Raw genomic sequence first — 16,663 nt, 5'->3', positions numbered from 1 at the left:
GAGATTTATGGTCAATTGGAAAATCAGTCGAAATCGTCATATTTGTCGGCGGGAGCCTCATCCTTGGGCAACGGCTTGTGGCACGACAGCAGACGCTCGAACGATGACGGTACAGGGGTGGAGAACGACATCTCGCGACGTGTCACGGGATGGACGAAGCGCAATGTCTGGGCATGCAGAGCCAGACGGTGGATGACATTGCTGTGACCTCCGTAGCGACGGTCGCCGCTTATCGGACAGTGCATATCGGCCATGTGGACCCTTATCTGGTTTTTACGGCCGGTGTCAAGCTCCACCTGAAGCATCGCATAGGGATTGGATGACTTAAGCGTCGTATAGCGTGTGACGGCAAGCTTCCCCTCATCCGGTTTGTCGGTTGAATACACCTCGTAAGCCGAATTTTCGGCGAGATAGCTCCGGTATGTACCCGTGGCAGGTTCGGGTGTCCCCTCCGTCACAGCCAGATAGCGGCGCTCAAGCACCATATTGTTCCAGTTGTGCTGCAGGGTTTCCTTGGCCTTTTCGTTTTTTGCGAACACCATCAGACCGGATGTGTCGCGGTCAAGACGATGCACTATGAATATCTTGTTGCGCGGATTGCCCCACTTCACATACTCGCGAAGGATCGAATAGGCAGTGCCCTCACGCACCTTGTCGTTGCCCATCGAGAGCAGCCCGTAGCCCTTGTTTATCACGATTATGTCATCGTCCTCATAGACGAGCTTGATGCGCCGGTGGTAGAACACGCGGAATTCGCGGGTGAGATTGACCCTCACCTCATCGCCGGGAGCAAGCGGGTGGTCAAACTGTGTGACTGGTAGTGCGCCGACAGCCACCTGACGGTGTTTGAGGAGTTCCTTGACGTTAGTGCGCTTGCGCTGAGGCATAGAAGCGAAAAGAAAATCAAGCAGCCGGCACTCTTCACCGACACGGTAAGTCTCGATGCGGTCGGGCATGAACGCCGTCCGCTCCGCCCCTGGTTTTGTATTTCGTGGTCTGTTCATTTGCGTCGGGTTGATGTGCGCCGCGAAGTGCGTTTAGGCGCGGCGTCCTGCTTTGCGATGATCTCGCGCACTTCCTCTATGGTCAGCCTTTCCGGCTCGGTGACCGTCTTCGGTATCTTGTAATTGTTGCCTGCGGCATGGATGTAGACACCATATCGTCCGTTGAGTATCTTCACGTCGGGATCCTCTGCAAACTCCTTTACGGTCTTCTTTGTTTCGGCCTGACGCTTATCCTCTATAAGCGCTATGGCCTGGTCGAGAGTGACGTCGAGCGGAGCCATGTCGCGCGGAATGCTCACAAATTTTCCGGCATGCTTGACATAAGGGCCGAAGCGTCCGAGTCCCACACTCACCTCCGCGTCTTCGAACGTACCGAGTGTGCGCGGAAGTTCAAACAGCTTCAGAGCCTCAGGCAGAGTTATGTCGAGCACCGACTGGTCACGCCGGAGCGAAGCAAACTGCGGTTTCTCCTCATCCGTGCTCTCGCCTATCTGCACCACAGGGCCGAAACGTCCGATTTTAACGTAGACATTGCGTCCCGAAGCCGGATCCTGTCCAAGCAGGCGCTCGCCCACACGATGTTCAAGCCTCATGTCGGAAGCCTGCTTTACCTCCGGATGAAACACGTCGTAGAAGTCGCCGATCTCCCGGCTCCATTCGGCATCGCCTTCGGCTATCTTGTCGAACCGCTCCTCCACCTTGGCCGTGAAGTTGTAGTCAAGCACGTTGGGGAAATAGCGGGTAAGGAATTCGTTGACTATAGTTCCGGTATCGGTCGGAATAAGCTTGCCACGGTCAGAGCCGGTGTTTTCGGTCTTTTCCGTGCGGCTGATCTTGCCGCCTGCCATGTCGAGCACCAAAAAGCGGCGCGGTTCGCCGGGACGTTCCCCTTTCTCGACATATTCGCGCTGCTGTATGGTGGAAATGGTCGGAGCGTAGGTCGACGGGCGTCCTATGCCAAGCTCCTCCATCTTCTTCACGAGCGATGCTTCGGTGTAGCGCGGAGGCGCCTGCGTGAACCGCTGCGTGGCTTCTACCAGCGAGGGGGTCAGAGATTCGCCTTTTGCCACAGGCGGAAGCAATGCTGATCCGGGAGCGGCCATATCGTTGTCGTCGTCAGTACCTTCGATATAAAGCCGTAGGAATCCGTCGAACTTTATCACTTCGCCAGATGCCGTGAAGTGTCCGTCGACACCCGGAGCCTCTATCTCTACCGTGGTTTTCTCGAGCTCGGCGTCGGCCATCTGCGAGGCCACTGTACGCTTCCATATCAGCGCATACAGCCTTTGTTCGTCGGAGTTGCCCGGTATGGTCTGCCGGTCGACATAGGTAGGACGTATAGCCTCGTGTGCTTCCTGCGCTCCTTTGGATGACGTGTGATAGGTGCGGCGTTTGAGGTAGTTCTCGCCCATTGTGCTGCCTACGACCTTCGCTATGGAATTAAGAGCGAGCGTAGAGAGATTGAGAGAGTCGGTACGCATATATGTGATATGTCCGGCTTCATAAAGATGCTGCGCCACCATCATTGTCTTGCTCACGGAGAAGCCGAGCTTGCGCGATGCTTCCTGCTGGAGAGTGGAGGTAGTAAATGGCGGAGCCGGGCTCTTGCGCAACGGCTTGACATTAATGTCGGATATAGCGAACGAAGCTTTGGCGCACTCGTCAAGCAGACGCGTGGCCTGAGCCTCATCGGTTAGGCGTCGTGAATATTCGCCGTCGAGCGTGCCTCCCGAAGTGGCGAAACGTCCGGTGACACGGAAATATGGCTCAGGGCGGAATGCCTTGATCTCCTCTTCGCGTTCCACTATAAGCCTAACGGCCACCGATTGCACACGCCCGGCCGACAGTGCCGGCCTGATCTTGCGCCAGAGCACAGGAGACAACTCGAAACCGACTATACGGTCGAGCACGCGGCGCGCCTGCTGGGCGTCGACCAGATTCAGGTCTATCTCACGCGGATGCTGTATGGCGTGAAGTATCGCGTCCTTGGTGATCTCGTGGAACACTATGCGCCGTGTTTTGTCGGGCTTCAGTCCCAACACCTCATACAGATGCCACGAAATGGCTTCTCCCTCGCGGTCCTCATCAGATGCGAGCCATACCATCGACGCCTGCGAGGCAGCCTTGCGCAGGTCGCGCACAAGCTGACGCTTGTCGTCGGGTATCACGTATTCGGGCTGAAATCCGTTGGCGGTGTCGACACCCAGATTGTTGGGGGCGAGGTCGCGTATATGACCGTAGCTTGACATCACCGTATAGTCGGGACCGAGAAATATTCCGATGGTTTTCGCCTTGGCGGGCGACTCCACTATGACGAGATTTTTGACCATATTTGAGAGCTGTATCACTTCATTCGTTAAATCATCCGGCAAAATTAGGAAAAAGAAATCAATTTCGCCTCATTTTTTTAGAAAGCGTTGAAATTATGCGCCATAAAGGCCACATTAGATCGCATTATGTCGCATATTGCAAAGGCCATGTGCCAAAATTCGTTTTTTTTGACACATGGCCTTTGCATATTTGCCGCTCAGCTGTACCGTCGGCCTCATTCTATGGCTTTGCGGCTGGCCGATATGGCGTTCCACGCCAGAACGGCTATCACGGCACCTGCAAGCGGACCGACTACCATGATCCAGAAATCACCCCATGCATCAGGCGAGAACAGAGCCGGGCCGAAGCTTCTGGCAGGATTGACCGAGCAGTTGTCGACCGGAATACCGACTATATTGACCAGACCGAGTGCTATGCCTATGGCTATGCCGGCAAAGCGGCCGAAGCCATGACGCTCATCAGTGGCGCCAAGTATGGTGAGGACAAAGAAGAACGTGAACAGTATCTCCATCAGCAGAGCCATCCCTGAAGTGGCACCTGGCTGAAGCACGTTGGAGGCAAGAATATTGCTGCCGGTCACTCCGCCAAAATCGAATCCCATGTCCATATTGACGAACCAGTACAGAAAACCGGCTCCAACAGCCGCACCGATGAGCTGAGCCACCACGTAGCCGCACAGATCGCGCCCCGACAGTTTGCCTGAAAGAAACATGGCGAACGAAACGGCCGGATTGACGTGGCATCCGGATATGTTGCCGATACAGTAACACAGACATATCAGCACCAATCCGAAGCAGAGCCCTATGCCGAGCACTCCGATTTTCGGACCTGCGAGCACGGCACTGCCGCAGGCCATCAATACGAGGAACATTGTGCCGAATCCCTCGGCCATATATTTTTTCATAGATTCATGAATTTGAATTGATTTTAAGAAAAAACAAACGCCGCTCGCCTTTTGTTGCAGCGAAGCGGCGTTAAAAATGTCGCACGACGACAGGGAAAGCATGGATTCATAGATTTCACTTCATTACCGGGAAAGGGTCTATGGCGTCGATATCCACCTGCTCGCCTGAAAGCAGGGAGCGTCTTATCTGCGCGGTGACCGCGCGGTAGCCGGCTGTTTCGAGCGGCGAAGCGTTAAGGGAGCGATCATCGTCGCTGCCGATGTCAAGAAGCGATTCCGTGCGTGCGATCGAGTCGAGCACCTTCTGCGACTCGGCACCGGTACGGAGCAGCGACAGCGTGTAGGCAAGCTGCTCGGGCAGACGCAGATTCCATCCGGCTATGGCGGATATATCCATATAATCCTGAAGCTCCTTATATCGCCGGCATACGTACAGTTCGATAAACAGAGCCGAAACCGGCGGAATCTGATGCAGTCTGAAGCTTGACACCAGCATATTGACCGCCGCACCATGACGTCCGGCGCGTATCAGCTCTTCGGCTTTGGCATTCCAGTCGTCGTTTCCCTCAGCGGCTTTTTCCATCGCCGCCATCATCACGTCGACCGGTATGGCACCGTCGGTGATGGTGTTGAGATACTCCACTGTCGGCAGATCATCGGGATGTCGGCGACGATACGCTTCAAGAGCATCGACAGCCATCGGCACGAATCCGGCCGCATAGAGTGTCAGAGCCTTGTAGTGAGCCGGAGCCGGATCGTCGGGTTCCACCTCTATAGCTTTGTCGAGCCATGACACAACCTCTTCACATGGACGGCACATTTCGTAGAGTGCCTGAGCCTTGAGCATCATGGCTCTGACCGACTCGGGGTTTATGGCCAGCGCGTAATCGGCCGAATTGATGCTGTCGTCAAACTTCGATGCCGCGATCTGTATCTCTGCGAGATTTTCCCAGAATTCACAGTTGAACGGCTCCAGATCGGTCAGCTGTTCGGCGCATGTCATGGCCACCCCATAATCGTAGTTGACCTTGGCTACCTCGACCATCTCGTAAAGAAATGTCTGCGGGTAGTCGGTCAGACGCATAATGCGTTCTTTCGACTCTACAAGCCAGGCGAACTCCCCGATTTCCGAAGCGGTCTGCACAAGCTGTATGATCCATTCGTCCTCGAAATCTGATCCGCCATCTATGATGCTTTCGAGCCGTTCGCGGGCCTGCTGACGCGACGGCTTGTCGATACGCAACGCCAGCAGACGTCCGATGACCGAGCCGGCTACCGGCGCGACAGCCCTGCGGGCCGATTCATCGCCCGATGTATCAAACACCAGACACGCCTTACGCTGCATCAGCGGCTCGCTCGACGGGTAGAGCCGCGCCCCGACCAGCAACACGTCGATACGCGTCGCGTCGTCGGCCATGTCCGAGGCATAGTCGAATATCTCGATCAGATCATCCTCATCGAAATAAGCGTCGGGCTGCACGGATTCTTCCTTAAAGCGGTCGTAAAGCCGTTTCAGTTCGTCATTGTAGCTGCTGTGTGGATCGTCAAGTCTGCTCACCTGGCTGAAGAAGATGTTTTAGTAATGGGTTGATATGGCGACGGCTCACTTTTTCTGCTCCTTCTCCCAGCTGTCCTTGAGGGCAATGGTGCGGTTAAACACCAGATTGTCGGGGGTCGACGAGCGGTCGGGCGTAAAGTAGCCTATGCGCTGGAACTGGAAATGCTCTCCCTGACGGGCGTTCTCGGCGAGGAAAGGCTCCACCTTCACTCCCTCTACCGTGACAAGCGAATCGGGATTGAGCAGCTCGCGGAAATCGCGGTCGGTTTCGGCCGCAGGATTCTCCACGCTGAAAAGACGGTCGTAGAGCTTCACGGTAGCATCGACGGCATGGCGAGCCGACACCCAGTGGAGAGTGCCCTTGACCTTGCGCATGCTTCCGGGCAGTCCGCTGCGTGTATCGGGATCATACGTGCAGTAGATCTCCTCGATAGTGCCGTCGTCGGCTTTTTTGACGCCGGTGCACTTGACTATGTAGCCGCCTTTTAGGCGCACTTCCTGGTCAGGCGCCAGACGGAAGAATTTCTTGGGAGGATTCTCCATGAAGTCGTCGCGCTCGATATAAAGCTCACGGCTGAACGGCATGGTGTGTGTGCCGGCATCGGGCTGCTCGGGATTGTTGTCCATCGAAAGCATCTCCACCTGATCGTCGGGATAGTTTGTGACTATGAGCTTCACGGGGTTGATCACGGCCATTCCGCGTGTGGCTATGGCGTTGAGATCGTCGCGCACGGCATGTTCGAGCAATGACACACTGTTGAGCGCCTCATACTTGGTGTAGCCTATCTTGTCGATAAAGTTGCGTATGGATCGTGGTGTATAACCGCGGCGGCGCATTCCGGATATTGTCGGCATACGCGGATCGTCCCATCCGTCGACGAGGCCTTCCTGCACAAGCTGCAGAAGTTTGCGCTTCGACATGACAGTGTAGGTCAGGTTGAGGCGGTTGAATTCGATCTGACGCGGGCAGTACGACTCATCGGCCAGTTCCTTTACGAAATACTCATAAAGCGGGCGGTGAACCACAAATTCCAGAGTGCATATCGAGTGGGTAACACCTTCGAAATAGTCGCTCTGACCATGGGCGAAATCATACATCGGATAGACTTTCCATTTGTCGCCGGTGCGGTGGTGGGGAGTCTTGATGATTCTGTACATGATCGGATCGCGGAAATGCATGTTGGGCGATGCCATGTCAATCTTGGCACGCAGCACACGCGCTCCTTCGTCGAACTCACCGGCATTCATGCGCATGAACAGATCAAGATTCTCTTCAGGTGTACGGCTGCGGTAGGGGCTCTCCTGCCCCGGCTCTGTGGGCGTTCCCTTCTGCCGGGCTATCTCTTCCGAGGTCTGGTCGTCGACATAGGCTTTACCTTCCTTAATCATACGGCATGCGAGATCAAACAACTGAGGGAAATAGTCGCTGGCGTAATACTCGCGGTCGCCCCAGTCAAATCCGAGCCAGTGGATATCCTCTCGTATGGCGTCGACATATTCCACATCCTCCTTTACAGGATTGGTGTCGTCAAAACGGAGGTTACAAGTGCCACCGAAACGCTCTGCGACTCCGAAGTCCATGCATATTGCCTTGGCATGGCCTATATGGAGGTAGCCGTTGGGCTCGGGCGGGAAACGTGTGTTGAGGCGTCCGCCGTTCTTACCCTCGCGGAGATCGTCGGCCACGATCTGTTCCACGAAGTTCAGGCCACGTGTTTCAGCTGCCGGCTGTATGTCTTTTTCTTCAGTCATAATGATAATGATGATGATAAGTTGTTGTTTCAGAATTTATATGCCGCCAGGGCATGAAAGTCATAGTTGTGAATGCGCGGGCATACGATGCCGTCGGTGCGGGCTACATTCTTGAATCCGAACTGCAGACGCGCCCCTATGGCGAAATGACGGCCAAACTGGAGGGCTGTGGAGAAATGCAGTCCGATGTCACTGCGTCGGTATGAATGGATAAAAGTGTCCTTGCTGTTGAAATAATCCGGTTTGCTCTTCACCACACGCGGGACGAGCTGTCCGAGATCGTTGATGACGGAGTTGAAAATGGTCTGATTTTGAGATCCCGAAAGCCCGTACTGATAAAATAGCCCCGCATCGACATTCCATCTGATCGGACCCAGCACATGGAATCTGAACGACATGAACACCGGTATGTTGGCGTAGCAGTAACGGTTGCGAAGAAAAACGTTGCTCACACTGGTGGCATCATCATTGCTGACTCCCATATCAGTGCGGCTGTGGTTGAGGAGTATGTTTAATTCCGTGCCGAGTCCGAAAAACGTGTTCAGCCCGAATACAGCTCCGGCACCTAATCCATAACTGCCCCCCATCGAGTTGTTGATTTCGCGGATTTCAGGAAAACATGACGCATAGTTCTGTATGACGCCGCTTCCGCCGCCGAGCAGATGCACGTCGACTTCGAGAAACTGGCGTGCCGGTTCAAACGAAACAAACTGCTGCGCGCATGCACGCTCCGGACACGAAACCGCAGCCATCAGAGCCAAAACGACAGCAACTGTCGCCTTACGTATTTTTACGCACTTGTCAAACATGCCCCAAAATTACGCATTTTATCTGACATATCTATCGCAAATGCCATCCGTATTACCCGATAGCACCGAGAAAAAAAATGTTTTCAGAAACATGGATCGCCTTGCGACACCAGCCTGCCGCAGATCCCGACCTGCGGTCAGCGCGAAGAGGACTCGCTGTCGATCACTGCCATCACGACCTTGCCTACAGCCTGAAGCGACCGCTGGTCGATCGACGACATATTATCGGAACGGGTATGCCATGTCGGCGGGAATGAATGAGTTATGGCATTGTTGCACTCAATGATGTCAATACACGGTATGCCGGCACGGTTGATGAACACATGGTCGTCGATTATCGATCCGCCGACATCGTCGATAAACGTCTTCGACAAGCCTTCGCGAGCTGCGATGCCCCACACTTTGTTGACCACTGCGGGAGCTGCCTGATTGGAATAGTATTCGCGGTGGAAACGCGCGTTGGTGCCACCCACCATATCGAGTACTATGCCGTAGACCGGACGGTTGTCGGCGTTGTAAGGCATGCGCTGGATCCAATACTGTGTGCCCAGACACCATGTATCCTCCTTGTTGCTGAAACCGCTCGAATCACCGTAATCCTCCGCGTCGACAAGAAGCAGATCGACACCCACGTCGGGACGCTCCACGCCAAGCACTCTCGCCACTTCAAGCAACACTCCCACACCGCTGGCGCCGTCGTTGGCGCCGTCGACCGGCACATGACGATCCGACTCGCGGTCTTCGTTGTCGGACCACGGACGGCTATCGTAGTGCGCCACCAACAGTATGCGGCGGTTATTGCCCGGATTGAACCGTCCCATGATATTGCTTATGGGGAGTTCATCGCCGTTGAAGGCGCTGACTATTGCATTCTGCACAAGGATTGTATCACATCCGTGACGCGCGAGTTCGCTGACAAGAAACTCGGCGCAACGCCGGTGAGCATCAGTACCGGGCACACGCGGTCCCATCTCCACCTGACGGCGTATATTCTCGTATGCGCTGTCAGCTCGAAATTTCATCTTAAGCTGTGTCGTCTGCGACGCCTGCTGCACTTTTGTTTCATTACGACGGCCGTCAGACGCGCCACATCCTGTCAGGATCATGGCGACGACAAGCACTATGTTAGATACAATCGCGTTCATTCCGGTATATGATTTCTGTATCGCCGCAGCGATACGACGGTCAGTATATTGGATTTGTCGACAAAGTTACGTCTTTGTTACGGAATTATGACTATGATTCGATTTTTTTGTCGGATAATTTGATTAAACTTTGTTAAATAGTTATCTTTGCACCCTCAAATACAACATCCACCGATGGACACAGAAAAAATACACGATGAAATCACACGTCTGCGCCGGGAAATAGAGCGGCACAACCACAGCTATTATGTGGACAACGCCCCTACTGTTTCCGATCACGACTTTGACATATTGATGAAGCGCCTTGAGGAGCTTGAGAAAGAACATCCTGAATGGGACGACCCCGACTCCCCCACCCACCGTGTGGGCAGCGATCTGTCGAAGGGGTTCGTTCAGGCGCCTCACATACACCCGATGCTGTCGCTGGGCAACACCTATTCGGTCGGCGAGGTCGACGAATTTCTGGGACGCCTGCGCGACAGTCTCAACGGCCAGCCGGTGACCATCGTGGGAGAGATGAAATTTGACGGCACATCGATATCGCTGATCTACGAACACGGTCGGCTCGTAAGGGCTGTCACCCGTGGCGACGGTGAAAAGGGCGACGTGGTGACCGACAACGTGCGCACCATCCGCTCCATACCTCTGCACCTTCAAGGCGAAGGGTGGCCCGAGAGCTTTGAAATCCGCGGTGAGATCGTGCTGCCATGGAAAGCATTCGACCGGCTGAACTCCGAACGTGAGTTTCAGGAAGAGCCCCTCTTCGCCAATCCGCGCAATGCTGCTGCCGGCACGCTGAAGCTGCTCAACCCGGCCGAAGTGGCCCGACGCGGCCTCGACGCCTACTTCTACTATCTTATAGGCGACAATCTGCCATGCGACACCCACTACGAAAACATGCAGCAGGCACGATCGTGGGGGTTCAAGGTGTCGGACGCGATGACACGGCTCAACAGTCTGGAGGCGGTGGATGCATACATCAACCATTGGGACAAGGCGCGGAAAGAGCTGCCGGTAGCCACCGACGGCCTCGTGTTCAAAGTCGACTCGCTGCGCCAGCAGCTCAACCTCGGCACCACCGCCAAATCGCCTCGCTGGGCCATCGCCTACAAATTTCAGGCGGAGAGAGCCCTCACGCGGCTGCGCTTCGTATCGTTCGAGGTGGGACGCACCGGCGTCATCACTCCGGTAGCCAATCTTGAGCCGGTGTTGCTGTCGGGCACCATCGTGAAACGTGCATCGCTCCACAACGCCGACATAATACAATCGCTCGACATACATCAGGACGATATGCTCTATGTGGAGAAAGGGGGCGAGATAATCCCCAAGATCACAGGTGTCGACACCGACAGCCGTCGTCCCGACGCCACTCCGGTTGAATTTGTCGACCGATGCCCCTCGTGCGGATCGCCGCTGACACGGCTTGAAGGAGAGGCGGCATGGGTTTGTCCAAACAAATATGGCTGCAGCCCCCAGATAATAGGCCGTCTGGAACACTTCGTCGGACGACGCATGATGAATATCGACGGCATAGGCGAGGAAATTTCGGCCGATCTGTTCGCGTCGGGTCTGGTCAAGGACATAGCCGACCTCTATTCCCTCACCTACGAGCAGCTCACCACTCTCGAACGCCTCGGTCACAAATCGGCTCTAAACATACTGCACAGCATCGACGAATCGCGCAAAGTACCGTTCGAGAGGGTGATCTACGCCCTTTCGATACCTTACGTAGGCGAAACCATCGCCAAGAAAATCGCCCGCTCGGTCAGGGACATCGACCGGCTGATGAGCATGCCGGCCGGAGAGCTCGCCTCGATCGAGAATGTAGGGCCGCGCATCGCCGACAGCATAGTGGAATTCTTTGCCGAGCCGGTCAACCGTTCGATCGTAGAGCGGCTGCGTCAGGCCGGAGTGACCATGTCGGCATCTGAAGACACAGCCGGGACACAGACCGATCTGCTTAACGGCAAAACGTTCGTCATAAGCGGAGTATTCACCCGGCACTCGCGCGACCAGTACAAGGAGCTGATCGAACTCAACGGAGGCAAGAACACCGGATCCATATCAAAAAAGACCGACTTCGTACTGGCCGGCGACAATATGGGTCCCGCCAAACTGGAGAAGGCGGCCAAACTCGGAGTGCCTATAATCGACGAAGACACATTCCTCCGCATGATAGGGCAAGAGTGACGACAAACATCAGAATCAACAGCATATCATATAATTATAAACCAAACAGTATGAAAAAGATCAAAAACATCGCAATCATGGCCGTGATGGCCATCGCGGCCATCTCCCCGGTGGCAAGCCAGGCTCAGTTTCGCTTCGGCGCGAAAGTAGGACTCAACGTCAACAGCCTCCACCTGAACGAAAGCACCTTCGACGCATCAAACCGTGCAGGCTTCAATGCAGGTCTTATGGCTGAATTCACAGTGCCCGTGATCGGAGTCGGCGCCGACATATCCGCCATGTATGTCCGTCGCTCGGCCGAGATCAAAGGTCAGCCCATCGACAAGCGCGAATATATCGAAATTCCCCTCAATCTGAAATGGAAGATCAACGTTCCGGTAGTGGCGTCGATAGTAAAACCGTTTCTCACCACCGGCCCGTCGTTCTCGTTCCTGACCAGCAAGGAGAGCTTTCGCGAATTCAAAAACAAGAAGACCGACGTGGCGTGGAACTTCGGCTTCGGTGTAGAGCTGATAAAGCATATCCAGGTAAGCGCAAGCTACGGCATAGGCATGACCAAGGCGTTTGAGAGCGTAGGTCTGACCAACGGCGCGCAGAACATAGACGCAAAAAATCGTTACTGGACTGTAACAGCGGCATATCTGTTCTGACACACAACCTTATAGACCCACTTTTGACGCCGTTCCCGATCGGGAGCGGCGTCATTTTTTTAGGGTCAATGCAATTTTTTCGAATCTGACGCGTCAAACAGATGATATGAATGCTATCACACCGACCGACAGCACCGACCGATTCATGGATCTGCTGGCCCGCCACAGGCAGCTGATCTACAAGGTGTGTTATCTCTATGCCACAGATACTGAACATTTCAAGGATCTGTGTCAGGAGGTAATGATCAACATGTGGACCGGTCTTAATTCTTTCCGTGGCGAAGCTGCCGAGTCGACATGGATCTACCGCGTGGCGCTGAACTCATGTGTCAGCTTCTACCGCAAACACCGTCCGCGCGGGATCAACGTAGATGTCGACCAGGCCATAGAGATCGAAGCCGATGACGGATCTCATACCGAACAGCTACGCGAGATGTACCGGCTTATCGGCTCTCTCGGCAAGGTGGACAAAGCCATAGTGCTGCTGTGGCTTGAGGATTGCTCCTACGACCAGATCGCCGACATCGTCGGCATGACGCGGGCAAATGTGGCCTCGCGTCTTCACCGTATTAAACAACGACTCAGAAAACAGACAGAATGAACGAATCAATCCATCCGCAAGATATGCCCGACAACACTACTGACCTGCGCAGAGCATGGAAAAATGCCAACCTGCGCATTGACTCGCTGGAAGGCAGTGTAGAGAAGACCATCTCAGCCCTGCGGCGACGCCATGTCGATTCGAGCCTGCAGCGCCTCCGTCGCATATTCTCACGACAAATGTGGATAAGCTACATCTGTGCGCTGGTCGTGCCGGCCTCCACCTACCCAACAGCCCACGGCAACCTGTGGCTGAGCATAGCCATGTCTATATTCTTCATCATCATGGCCACAAGCATATCACGGCTACGCTCGATGCTCGACCGCGTAGACTGTTCCCACAGCAACGTGATCGGCTCGCTGAAAGCGGTAGCTTCGGTGGAGATCGGACTCAAGCGCCACACGATACTGGGAGCTTTGACCGGACTTCCGCTACTGGCATGGCTATTCCACAGCATCGGCCTGGATCATCTGCCGGCACTGGCCGGCGGTGGCATAGGACTGATCATCGGCATAGCCATCGGGATCAACGTGAAGCAAGGCATCAAGAGATCCCTGGCTGCACTTCGAGCCGATCTCGACAGCTGAACGCCCAGGTTCTGAACATAATTTAGACGATCTCTTAAAATATTTTTGTAACTTTGCCGATAAATACACATCAATCCAACCGACAATGGAAAAAGACTCAGTGATTTTTGACCTCATCGAGCGCGAACATCAGCGCCAGGCAAAGGGTATCGAACTCATCGCATCGGAGAACTTCGTCAGCGACGAGGTGATGCAGGCAATGGGTTCGTGCCTGACCAATAAATATGCCGAAGGCTATCCCGGCCACCGCTATTATGGAGGATGCGGCGTGGTCGACGAAGTGGAGCAGATAGCCATCGACCGTGCCAAAGAACTTTTCGGAGCCGAATATGTCAATGTTCAGCCCCATTCAGGCGCCCAGGCCAACATGGCCGTATTCATGGCATGCCTCAAACCCGGCGACAAATTTCTGGGTCTGAATCTCTCTCACGGCGGCCATCTGTCGCACGGATCTCCCGTCAACTTTTCAGGCCTGATGTTTCAGGCCCTTGAATATAATGTCAGCGCCGAAACCGGTCTGGTGGACTATGACCAGATGGAAGAGGTGGCGCGCCGCGAACGTCCGGCCCTGATCATCGGCGGCGCAAGCGCCTACAGCCGCGAATGGGATTATGCCCGCATGCGCCGTCTGGCCGACGAGATCGGCGCCCTGCTGATGGTCGACATGGCCCACCCTGCAGGCCTTATTGCAGCCGGACTTCTCGACAATCCGCTGCGCCACGCCCATATCGTCACCACCACCACCCACAAGACACTCCGCGGACCGCGTGGCGGCATGATACTGCTTGGCAAGGATTTCCCCAATCCCTGGGGCAAGACCACTCCCAAAGGACAGGTGCGCATGATGTCGTCGCTGCTTGATATGGCTGTGTTCCCAGGCACACAAGGCGGCCCGCTCGAACATGTCATAGCCGCCAAGGCTGTGGCCTTCGGCGAAGCTCTGAAACCGGAGTTCAAAGCCTACCAGCAACAGGTGCTCACCAACGCACGCGCCATGGCCGAAGCCCTCACACGGCGCGGTTACAAGATCGTATCAGGCGGCACAGACAACCACTGTGTGCTGGTGGATCTCCGCACAAAATTCCCCGACCTCACCGGCAAAGTCGCGGAGCGCGCACTGGTCGACGCCGACATCACGGCCAACAAGAACATGGTTCCGTTTGACAGCCGCTCACCGTTCCAGACCTCGGGCATACGATTCGGCACACCGGCCATAACCACACGCGGCGTCAAAGAGGATCAGATGGATACCATTGTGGAACTGATCGACACTGTGCTCTCCGATCCTGAAAACCAAGAAGTGATCGCAGCAGTCAGAAACCGTGTCAATGCGATGATGGAAAAATATCCGATCTTCGCGTATTGACCGACAACCGATGACATCAGGATCAACTATACTGCAACTTATGGCGGCAACACCCATCGTGTTGCCGCTCGTTGCGATTGCATGCAGCTCCGACTCTCCGCTCCGCCTGTTTCCAGCCAAAGCCAATACAACATATTGAACGGCAAAAAAGAGAGCGCAAACAATATAATCAAACAGCATATATTTTACTGATATGGGAATACTGGATTTCGTGGTGTGGAACGTCAGCCCCGACATAATCAGCAGTCCGGTCAACATCCGGTGGTACGGACTGATGTTCGCCATCGGATTTCTTGCCGGGACAAGCATTCTAGGCAGAATATACCGCCACGAAGGCGCCCCAGAGCGCTGGGTAGGCATACTGCTGATATGGGTAGTATGCGCGACGATGATCGGTGCACGCCTCGGCCATGTGTTTTTCTACGAGTGGTCATATTACAGCCAGCATCCTCTTGAAATATTCAAGATATGGGAGGGAGGCCTCGCAAGCCACGGCGGCACGATAGCGATAATCATTGCAGTATTGCTATATTCGCTGTTTACCACCCGCCGTAGTCCGATATGGACATTCGACCGCCTGGTGATACCGGTGGCTCTGGTGGCCGGCCTGATACGCATCGGCAACCTGATCAATTCGGAAATATTCGGCACTGCCACCACCCTGCCCTGGGGCTTCATGTTCCTGCGGTCGCGCCAGTGGCACGAAATGTACTATGGCCAGGCCTGCCATCCGACGCAGCTCTATGAGGCGCTCTGCTATTTCATACTGTTTGCGCTTCTTATGTGGATGTATTGGCGCAAGAATGCCGAGCAGCGTCCGGGTCTGCTGTTCGGAGTGTTTCTCATCGGGATATTTCTTCCCCGGTTTATCATCGAATTCATCAAGAACGACCAGACTGCTTTTGAAGCCGATATGGCGCTCAACATGGGACAGTTGCTGAGCATTCCGTTTGTAATAGCCGGCATAGTGCTGGTAATATGGTCATTGTGTCGTCCGAAAGTAGAGATCGCGTTTCCCGACCGCTATGCCGACGAACCGTCCGACGGCAAGCGCAGGAGATAAGCCACATTACACCAACCGAGACCCGACTGATTCGGGCTAACAGCAATCATGACAATGAACGATCATAAAGAAACCATTTTCATATCGGGCATAGACACTGACGCCGGCAAAAGTTATGCCACAGGGTGGCTTGCCTGTCAAATGGCCGCACAGGGCAGACGGGTGGCCACCATGAAGTTTATCCAGACCGGATGCGACGGACGCTCCGAGGATATAGAGATACACCGACGTCTGACAGGCACTCCCCTTCCTGAAGATGACGATCTGACTACCGCACCACAGATATTCAGCTATCCGGCATCGCCTCATCTCGCGGCACGCATCGACGGACGCAGCATAGATTTCGAGGCTATCGACAGCGCCTTGCGACGGTTGTCGGAATGCTACGACACCGTATTGGTGGAGGGAGCCGGCGGCCTGATGGTGCCACTGACCGACGAGATGCTCACCATCGACTATCCGCTTCAAAGAAATATGCCGGTGGCACTAGTGACCAATGGCCGGCTCGGATCGATCAACCACACTATACTGTCGCTTGAGGCGATTGCATCACGTGGCATGAAGCTGCATTCGATACTCTACAACACTCACTTCGACACGGATGCAGTGATAGCTCCCGACACGCAGGCCTATCTGCGGGCGTATGTGGAACGGCATTTCCCCGGCACACCGTTCATGCTCGTGCCCACACTCTGACACGAAA

The 16,663-nt window shown here is 54.8% G+C and carries 14 protein-coding genes; 7 read left to right on the top strand and 7 right to left on the bottom strand.

Features of this window, described 5'->3' with window-relative positions; translation table 11 throughout:
- Window positions 1-23: 23 nt before the first annotated feature.
- From NF347_RS04625 to NF347_RS04595, 7 genes are all read right to left on the bottom strand, one after another.
- The gene (locus NF347_RS04625) at window positions 24-1,004 is read right to left on the bottom strand and encodes an RluA family pseudouridine synthase (RefSeq protein WP_237613058.1); all 981 of its coding nucleotides are present in this window, start codon (window positions 1,002-1,004) and stop codon (window positions 24-26) included.
- Window positions 1,001-3,334 carry a type I DNA topoisomerase gene (gene topA / locus NF347_RS04620; RefSeq protein ID WP_107036728.1) on the bottom strand — a complete coding sequence of 778 codons (2,334 nt, stop codon included), beginning with the start codon at window positions 3,332-3,334 and terminating at the stop codon, window positions 1,001-1,003. The genes NF347_RS04625 and topA overlap by 4 nt, the downstream gene beginning before the upstream one ends.
- A 215-nt stretch (window positions 3,335-3,549) precedes the next feature.
- A complete protein-coding gene (locus NF347_RS04615; protein WP_123550180.1) occupies window positions 3,550-4,239 on the bottom strand; it encodes an MIP/aquaporin family protein in 690 nt (229 codons plus the stop codon).
- Between the two features lie 115 nt (window positions 4,240-4,354).
- On the bottom strand, window positions 4,355-5,797 hold the full coding sequence (locus tag NF347_RS04610; RefSeq protein ID WP_107036730.1) for a tetratricopeptide repeat protein: 1,443 nt from the start codon (window positions 5,795-5,797) through the stop codon (window positions 4,355-4,357).
- Between the two features lie 45 nt (window positions 5,798-5,842).
- A complete protein-coding gene (locus tag NF347_RS04605) occupies window positions 5,843-7,549 on the bottom strand; it encodes a glutamine--tRNA ligase/YqeY domain fusion protein (protein ID WP_123542932.1) in 1,707 nt (568 codons plus the stop codon).
- 29 nt (window positions 7,550-7,578) lie between these two features.
- Entirely contained in the window at window positions 7,579-8,358 is a 780-nt protein-coding gene (locus NF347_RS04600) for an outer membrane beta-barrel protein (protein ID WP_107036732.1), read from the bottom strand.
- A 137-nt stretch (window positions 8,359-8,495) separates the two neighbouring features.
- The gene (locus NF347_RS04595; protein WP_107681908.1) at window positions 8,496-9,503 is read right to left on the bottom strand and encodes a M28 family peptidase; all 1,008 of its coding nucleotides are present in this window, start codon (window positions 9,501-9,503) and stop codon (window positions 8,496-8,498) included.
- A 174-nt stretch (window positions 9,504-9,677) separates the two neighbouring features.
- On the opposite strand from NF347_RS04595, the gene ligA reads away from it, so the two are divergent.
- The 7 genes from ligA (at window position 9,678) to bioD (ending at window position 16,656) form a co-directional block, all read left to right on the top strand.
- Complete coding sequence (gene ligA, locus NF347_RS04590) at window positions 9,678-11,693, top strand: NAD-dependent DNA ligase LigA (protein ID WP_107036734.1); 2,016 nt, start codon at window positions 9,678-9,680, stop codon at window positions 11,691-11,693.
- 50 nt (window positions 11,694-11,743) lie between these two features.
- Window positions 11,744-12,343 carry a porin family protein gene (locus tag NF347_RS04585; RefSeq protein WP_107036735.1) on the top strand — a complete coding sequence of 200 codons (600 nt, stop codon included), beginning with the start codon at window positions 11,744-11,746 and terminating at the stop codon, window positions 12,341-12,343.
- Window positions 12,344-12,449: 106 nt separating this feature from the next.
- Complete coding sequence (locus NF347_RS04580) at window positions 12,450-12,944, top strand: RNA polymerase sigma factor (RefSeq protein WP_107036736.1); 495 nt, start codon at window positions 12,450-12,452, stop codon at window positions 12,942-12,944.
- On the top strand, window positions 12,941-13,531 hold the full coding sequence (locus NF347_RS04575; RefSeq protein ID WP_107036737.1) for a hypothetical protein: 591 nt from the start codon (window positions 12,941-12,943) through the stop codon (window positions 13,529-13,531). The genes NF347_RS04580 and NF347_RS04575 overlap by 4 nt, the downstream gene beginning before the upstream one ends.
- A gap of 85 nt (window positions 13,532-13,616) precedes the next feature.
- Complete coding sequence (gene glyA, locus NF347_RS04570; protein ID WP_107036738.1) at window positions 13,617-14,897, top strand: serine hydroxymethyltransferase; 1,281 nt, start codon at window positions 13,617-13,619, stop codon at window positions 14,895-14,897.
- 199 nt (window positions 14,898-15,096) lie between these two features.
- Window positions 15,097-15,960, top strand: a complete 864-nt coding sequence (lgt, locus tag NF347_RS04565; protein ID WP_370527964.1) for a prolipoprotein diacylglyceryl transferase — start codon at window positions 15,097-15,099, stop codon at window positions 15,958-15,960.
- Between the two features lie 48 nt (window positions 15,961-16,008).
- The gene (bioD, locus tag NF347_RS04560) at window positions 16,009-16,656 is read left to right on the top strand and encodes a dethiobiotin synthase (RefSeq protein ID WP_406627053.1); all 648 of its coding nucleotides are present in this window, start codon (window positions 16,009-16,011) and stop codon (window positions 16,654-16,656) included.
- Window positions 16,657-16,663 lie beyond the last annotated feature (7 nt).

It is taken from the genome of Paramuribaculum intestinale, from assembly GCF_030759015.1.
Classification (GTDB): domain Bacteria; phylum Bacteroidota; class Bacteroidia; order Bacteroidales; family Muribaculaceae; genus Paramuribaculum; species Paramuribaculum intestinale.
The sequence above is the reverse complement of the archived record's forward strand: the minus strand, read 5'-3'. Positions and strand labels throughout refer to the sequence as shown.